Origin of the sequence: Brevundimonas sp. TWP3-1-2b1 (genome assembly GCF_049896165.1) — a bacterium.
GTDB lineage: Bacteria > Pseudomonadota > Alphaproteobacteria > Caulobacterales > Caulobacteraceae > Brevundimonas > Brevundimonas subvibrioides_B.
In genome coordinates this window covers 1-5,376 of record NZ_JAFCTT010000029.1, presented here as the reverse complement: position 1 = coordinate 5,376, position 5,376 = coordinate 1, and the positions used below count along the sequence as shown (strand labels likewise).

At 64.5% G+C, this 5,376-nt stretch carries 5 protein-coding genes; 1 reads left to right on the top strand and 4 read right to left on the bottom strand.

Annotation, left to right across the window (positions count from 1 at the left end):
- The first annotated feature begins 239 nt into the window (after positions 1–239).
- Complete coding sequence (locus tag ACP7AB_RS16710) at positions 240–1,265, top strand: IS110 family transposase (protein ID WP_425993131.1); 1,026 nt, start codon at positions 240–242, stop codon at positions 1,263–1,265.
- A gap of 334 nt (positions 1,266–1,599) precedes the next feature.
- On the opposite strand, the gene ACP7AB_RS16705 is transcribed toward ACP7AB_RS16710, so the two are convergent.
- From ACP7AB_RS16705 to ACP7AB_RS16690, 4 genes are all read right to left on the bottom strand, one after another.
- A complete protein-coding gene (locus ACP7AB_RS16705; protein WP_425993133.1) occupies positions 1,600–2,934 on the bottom strand; it encodes a S41 family peptidase in 1,335 nt (444 codons plus the stop codon).
- 123 nt (positions 2,935–3,057) lie between these two features.
- Positions 3,058–3,516: a MarR family winged helix-turn-helix transcriptional regulator gene (locus ACP7AB_RS16700; RefSeq protein WP_425993135.1), complete on the bottom strand. Its 459-nt coding sequence runs from the start codon at positions 3,514–3,516 to the stop codon at positions 3,058–3,060.
- A 590-nt stretch (positions 3,517–4,106) separates the two neighbouring features.
- Entirely contained in the window at positions 4,107–4,670 is a 564-nt protein-coding gene (locus ACP7AB_RS16695; protein ID WP_425993137.1) for a hypothetical protein, read from the bottom strand.
- A 249-nt stretch (positions 4,671–4,919) separates the two neighbouring features.
- The gene (locus ACP7AB_RS16690; protein ID WP_425993138.1) at positions 4,920–5,255 is read right to left on the bottom strand and encodes a hypothetical protein; all 336 of its coding nucleotides are present in this window, start codon (positions 5,253–5,255) and stop codon (positions 4,920–4,922) included.
- Positions 5,256–5,376: the final 121 nt, after the last annotated feature.

Here is a 5,376-nt window from a genome sequence, read left to right as displayed (position 1 = left end):
CGAGGCCGTTGCTGCCAGCCCTCCTCGTTTGCGCCTGCTCTCCTTGCCAGAAACAGGACGTCCCGGACGTCCGCAACGGGTCGGACCACGACATTGGCATCGGGCCCGAAACCGGACCTGAACCCCAAGGGCCGACAGCAGATCTTCCGAACCGCCGTCGGGGGTGATGGGGTGGACGCCCCCCGACGGCATCTACGTGCCAGAGTGAGGGTGTTGAACAACACTCGAAGGAGGCGTCCATGGGACAGGTTATCACTGTTGGTCTGGATCTCGCCAAGAGCATCTTTCAAGCGCATGGCGCGGATGCTTCGGGCGAGGTGGTGTTTCGCAAGAAGTTGGGGCGAGGACGTTTGCTGGCGTTCTTCGCGGAGCTAACGCCCTGCGTCGTGGCGATGGAGGCCTGCGCGGGCGCCCATCACTGGGGTCGCGAACTGACCCGACAGGGCCATACAGTCCGGCTGATCCCGCCGATCTACGTGAAGCCGTTCGTGAAGCGTCAGAAGAACGACATGGCCGACGCCGAGGCGATCTGCGAGGCGGCGCAGCGGCCCAGTATGAGGTTCGTGCCGCTCAAGCAGGAAGAGCAGCAGGCCAGCAGTGTGGTCTTCCGCGCCCGCGACCTGCTGGTGCGGCAGCGCACCCAGACGATCAATGCTCTGCGGGGGCATCTGGCGGAGTATGGCTGGGTCGTTCCGAGGGGCGTGCCCCATGTCGATCGGCTGATCGCGCGCGTCGAAGATCCGGCCGAAGCGCTCCCTCTCGCCGCACGAACCATTCTACTGGTTCTGGTCTCGACCCTGCGAACACTCGACCAGCAGATCGCCGTGCTCGACGCGGAGATCGCCTCACGCGCCCGGCATGATCCGGTCGCACGTCGACTGATGACCATCCCGGGGATCGGCCCGATCACGGCGACGGCCCTGATCGCGCTCGCTCCCTCCCACGAAGCCTTCAAGAGCGGTCGTCACTTCGCCGCCTGGCTGGGCCTCACGCCGCGACAGCGATCCACCGGAGGGCAACAAAAGCTCGGCGCGATCACCAGGATGGGTGAGCGAACGCTGCGACGGCTTCTGACCATCGGGGCCAGCGCCGTCATCAAACAGGCCTCTATCCGCGGCGCGCCGGCAGGGTCATGGCTCGACCAGATGCTGGCGCGAAAGCCGAAGATGCTGGTCATCGTCGCCCTGGCCAACAAGAACGCCCGCATCGTCTGGGCGCTTCTGGCCAAGGGCGATGTCTACAGAGCTCCGGGCGTGCCGGCTTAGCCAGCACGAACGCGAGACGTCGAAGCGTAGGGATGAGCGAATGAGCGTATGGCGCAACAGTCGGCGAGACGGGATCAGGAAAACCAGGGCTTTCCACCGTGCCTCGAGCACGCTTTGGGTGATTTGGACCGGATCCGCGAACTCCCATACAGGCCAGCGACGGTTCGCCGCCGCACCACAGGCCGGACAGATGGCAGCATCCGACTACGTGTCAGAAACTCTGAAATTCACCCTTGCGTTGAAGGGGGCGTCCACAGATGGATAGCGGACATCGGGGCTTAGCAGCGAAGCGGCCCGATCAGCCTGTAAGATTGCAATGTTTTTCCACTCATGGTCAGCGGGCCGGCGCCGTTCGCTCGGTCCGCGGCTGGGCGGGGCCACCGACGTACTCGACTGTCATAGCCTGCACGGCCGCGTCGGCTGCCTCGAACACCATCCGCATGCCTGGGGCGGATTCGATAGCGAAGCGGTTACCACCCAAGGCGATCAGCGGAAATGAAGGTCTGTCGGGTCTCTGTGAGAAGAGCCGCCCACCGTCTGAGGTGATGGTGCGGTCGCCATAAACGCCGGCATAGGCCGCAAGGTCGAGTTCAGGAGCGCGCCGCAGCCCGCGAGCCGCCATTGCCTCGGCAACGGCCTCCAGCACGGCGCGCTCGTCGGCTGGCGCCGTGGCGGCCACAGTCCGCAGCGCGGCAGCGTGAGCGATATCCAGGGCGGCGGTGACCTCGGCCTCGACCGTTGGTGCGTGGCCGACTGCCTCCCAGTCCTTGCCGGTGGACGCCAGGACGGCGCGCCCGACCGAGACGCTGAGCACGAATTGTTCGCCGACGGCGACCATGTCGTTGCGGAACGCCGCCCCAGCGGTGTTGGCGCCAACGATCTCGCCGAGGTGGTATCCGGCAACGTGGCCAGTGAACTCCTCGGCAGCCGAGCCGGTCTCGCCGCTGGTCAAGACATAGAGCGGCTTGCCGATCATCCGCTGCTCAGTTGGTGTTTCCAGGCTCGAGAAGCCGTCGGGTTCGGCCGAGCCATTCATGTAAAAGGTCGTCAGCTGCGTACCAGCCGGCAGAAAGCGGCTGATGATATGCTGCACCGCCTCCGGGTTGCCGCCGCCGTTGGCGCGAAGGTCGATGATCACCGCGTCGCCGCCCGCCAAGAAGCGCATCGCGTTGTCGAGCGCGGCGGCGCTCTCAGCCCCCGTCCAGTGGAAGCCGTCATACTTCATCAGCCGCACGTTGCCCGGCAACAGACGTAAATCGGTGACGCCATGGTTGGCATTGCGAATCAGCCGCTCGAACGCGGGATTGGCGCCGGGCTGCTCGACCGAACCGGACGCGATCATCGCGGCCTCTTGCGGATTGAAGCGGAAACCAAGGTGACGGTCTTGTCCGACCCTTTCCAGATCAGCGTTGAGCCGTTCAGCCAGGACAGCGCCGTCCGTGACGGCATATCGGCCCGAGGCAAGGCCTTCGGCCATCACGGCATCGAGCGCGGGACGGCGCTCAGGCAGAACATAGCGTTCGCCGATGACACGGCGGACTTCGGCCACGACCGCCCTGCTGTCGACCGAGGGCAGGGATGTCAGCGAACCGGAGGCCTCGACTTGAGCATGGACGGGCAAGGCGGTCGCGGCGAGCGCGAGAGACCCGAAAAGGATGGCGAGACGCATGAACACTTCCTCTGACTAAAAACGGCTAGGGCTATGGAACGATTGAGAATTCTGGCGTCCACGAGGCTGGCCGCGGACGCGGGCTGTTATCCTGGACTTTCCAGTGGAATGCCGACCTGGGGGTCAGGTCGGAGGGCGAGCCTCGGCCAAGCGATCACCAAACGATTTTCGCTCCAGCGCAGTGATCGCATCGGCCAGCACCTGCGACAGGGGGCTACAGAGCTCTGCGTCGAGACCGGCCGCAGCCGCAGCCGTGGCGCGCCAGCACCTCTGCAGGTTCGGCAAGAGGTCCCGTCCCGCCGGCGTGAGCCGGATCATCCGCTGGCGAGCGTCCCTGCCGGGCGCGGACGACACCAGGCCGTCGCGGATCATGAGGCTTACAGTCTGTGTGGCTGCAGGTTGGGAGATGCCGGCGGCCTCAGCGATCTGACTGATGGCGCGGGGCTCGGATGCGATCAGCGCGCGCATCACTGGAGTATAGCGCGGGCGATAGCGTAAAGACTCGTTCGCATAGGCCTCGGTGACCGCACCATCGAGCAGTTCGAGTAAATGGCGGAGCTGGGTACCGATGCCTTGGTTCATGCCATTTCCATAATCGCTTATGGAAATCATGTCCCGTTAATTGTCTGTAAGGCGGCGTCCGCTTTGGGTCGACAAGCGTCATTGGCCCCCGGCCCACTTTCGGACCTTGGAGGGGCCGCACTTAGAGCCAGTCCTTGCGGAAGGCCCACCCACGTGGGACCCACCACCGAGCCCAGCCGGAAGGCACCTCCGCCTTACGCCGAGCCTAGGTCCTGCTGGAATGATGGTGCCGCTTAGGTGACTCGAACACCTGACCCCCGCATTACGAAATCCAGGGAAGGGATCCGGCCAAACCCAGTGCCGGCATGGGTTTGGAGGACCACCGGCGGCTTCGAAAGCCGGCCGACCCACCCCCTTCCCAGTTTGGATAGAGGGGGTGTTTCCAACGCTCCTGAGCTGCGGCGCCTTCCGGTGGGCGCGTCCGGAATTCCGACCTGCGCCATACCTGCAAACACTGCCGGAGGCGGGGCTTCGAGGCGGTGTATCGGCAGGGTGCCGCAGTCGGCCCTCGACCATCTCAGACACCCAACGGGCCCGCCGTTCTGAGCGGTGGTTGTAGCTTTCCACCCCAACCAGCCCATCCGGTGGGATCAGCTGGCGTCGCAGTTCGTGCCCGAGCGTATTGAGACCACAGCGGTCTTGGCCCCGTTTAGCGGGCCGTAGAGGCCGTCTTCGGTCAGGAAGACGTGGCTCGGTGTCGTGGTCTCCTGAATTTCGACCGTTGGATAAGCAGCGCGGAGTTCTTGGACCGTCGATCCGGCGTGGACGCCGGTTCCGGTGGTCAGGCCGGCACCCGTGCTTTCCCAGCCGACCAGTGCTTCGTTTTGGAACAACAGGGTCAGGCCGGCATCCCAACGGGCGTATCTCATGGCACCATTCGGGCACTCATTGTTCGTATTCTCCACGGGGGTCGCCCCGCCCAGGGCGCCTGTGACGAGGGTGACCGCCTCGTCGTAGGGGGCTCCGAGGGCGATGAGTTTGCCGGTTCCGGCGGACAAGCCCTCTGTGGCCAGTACGATGGGCGTATCGAGCGCCGATGCCTCATCCAGCACGACGTTCTCTTCCGCGTTTTCCGCGACCGGCGTTTCAGCGGGCTGGCAGGCGACGAGGCCAAGCGCGGACACCGCGGCGGCCACTAGCAGATGCAATCTCAAGATTGTTCCCTCCCCCGCAGCTGAGCGGTGAAGGCAGCCTAACCAGTCACGAAGCCGTGTAAACCACTGTGAGCGTTGGCCCACTCCCATGTGGCTGCGATCTGATCGCGATCCGTGAACTAGGTGACGTGTTGGGGGTCCACTTCCGCCGAACCGGACGCCCCGTTGCAGAGAAGGAGCCGTCCACAGCTGACAACACCCCGAAAGGGCCGCCCCGTTACCGGAGCGACCCTCCGCAGTTCTCGTGACCTACCAGAGGGCGTGCTGGACCCGTTGGACCTGATACTCGATCCGGTCGAGGCGGGCGTTCAGGTCATAGTACTCCCGGGCCGAAAGGCCGTTGCGGGCGTAGTGGTACTCAAGGCTCTGATACTGCTGCAGTTGGCGCGACAAAGCGCGGGCCTCGCGGCGGTGCAGATCGCCATTCCAGGCCAGGCGCTCAATGTGCTGAGACAGGGCCTGGGCGCGGTATTGGAGGTTCTGGGGGGCATAGCCGCGGCCGTAGCCGTAATCTTGGCCGTAGCCGCGACCATAGCCGTAATCCTGGCCGTAACCCGGCGAGCTGAAGCTTAGAGTTACGCCCACGCTCTGAGAGCCTGAACGAAAAAGAAGTTGGGTGATTTCAGTTCGTTGTGATTCTGTCGGAGTTGCGAAGCTTCGATGGAGACCACGATGGCCTGGACCGAAACCACCCGCCACCAGTATC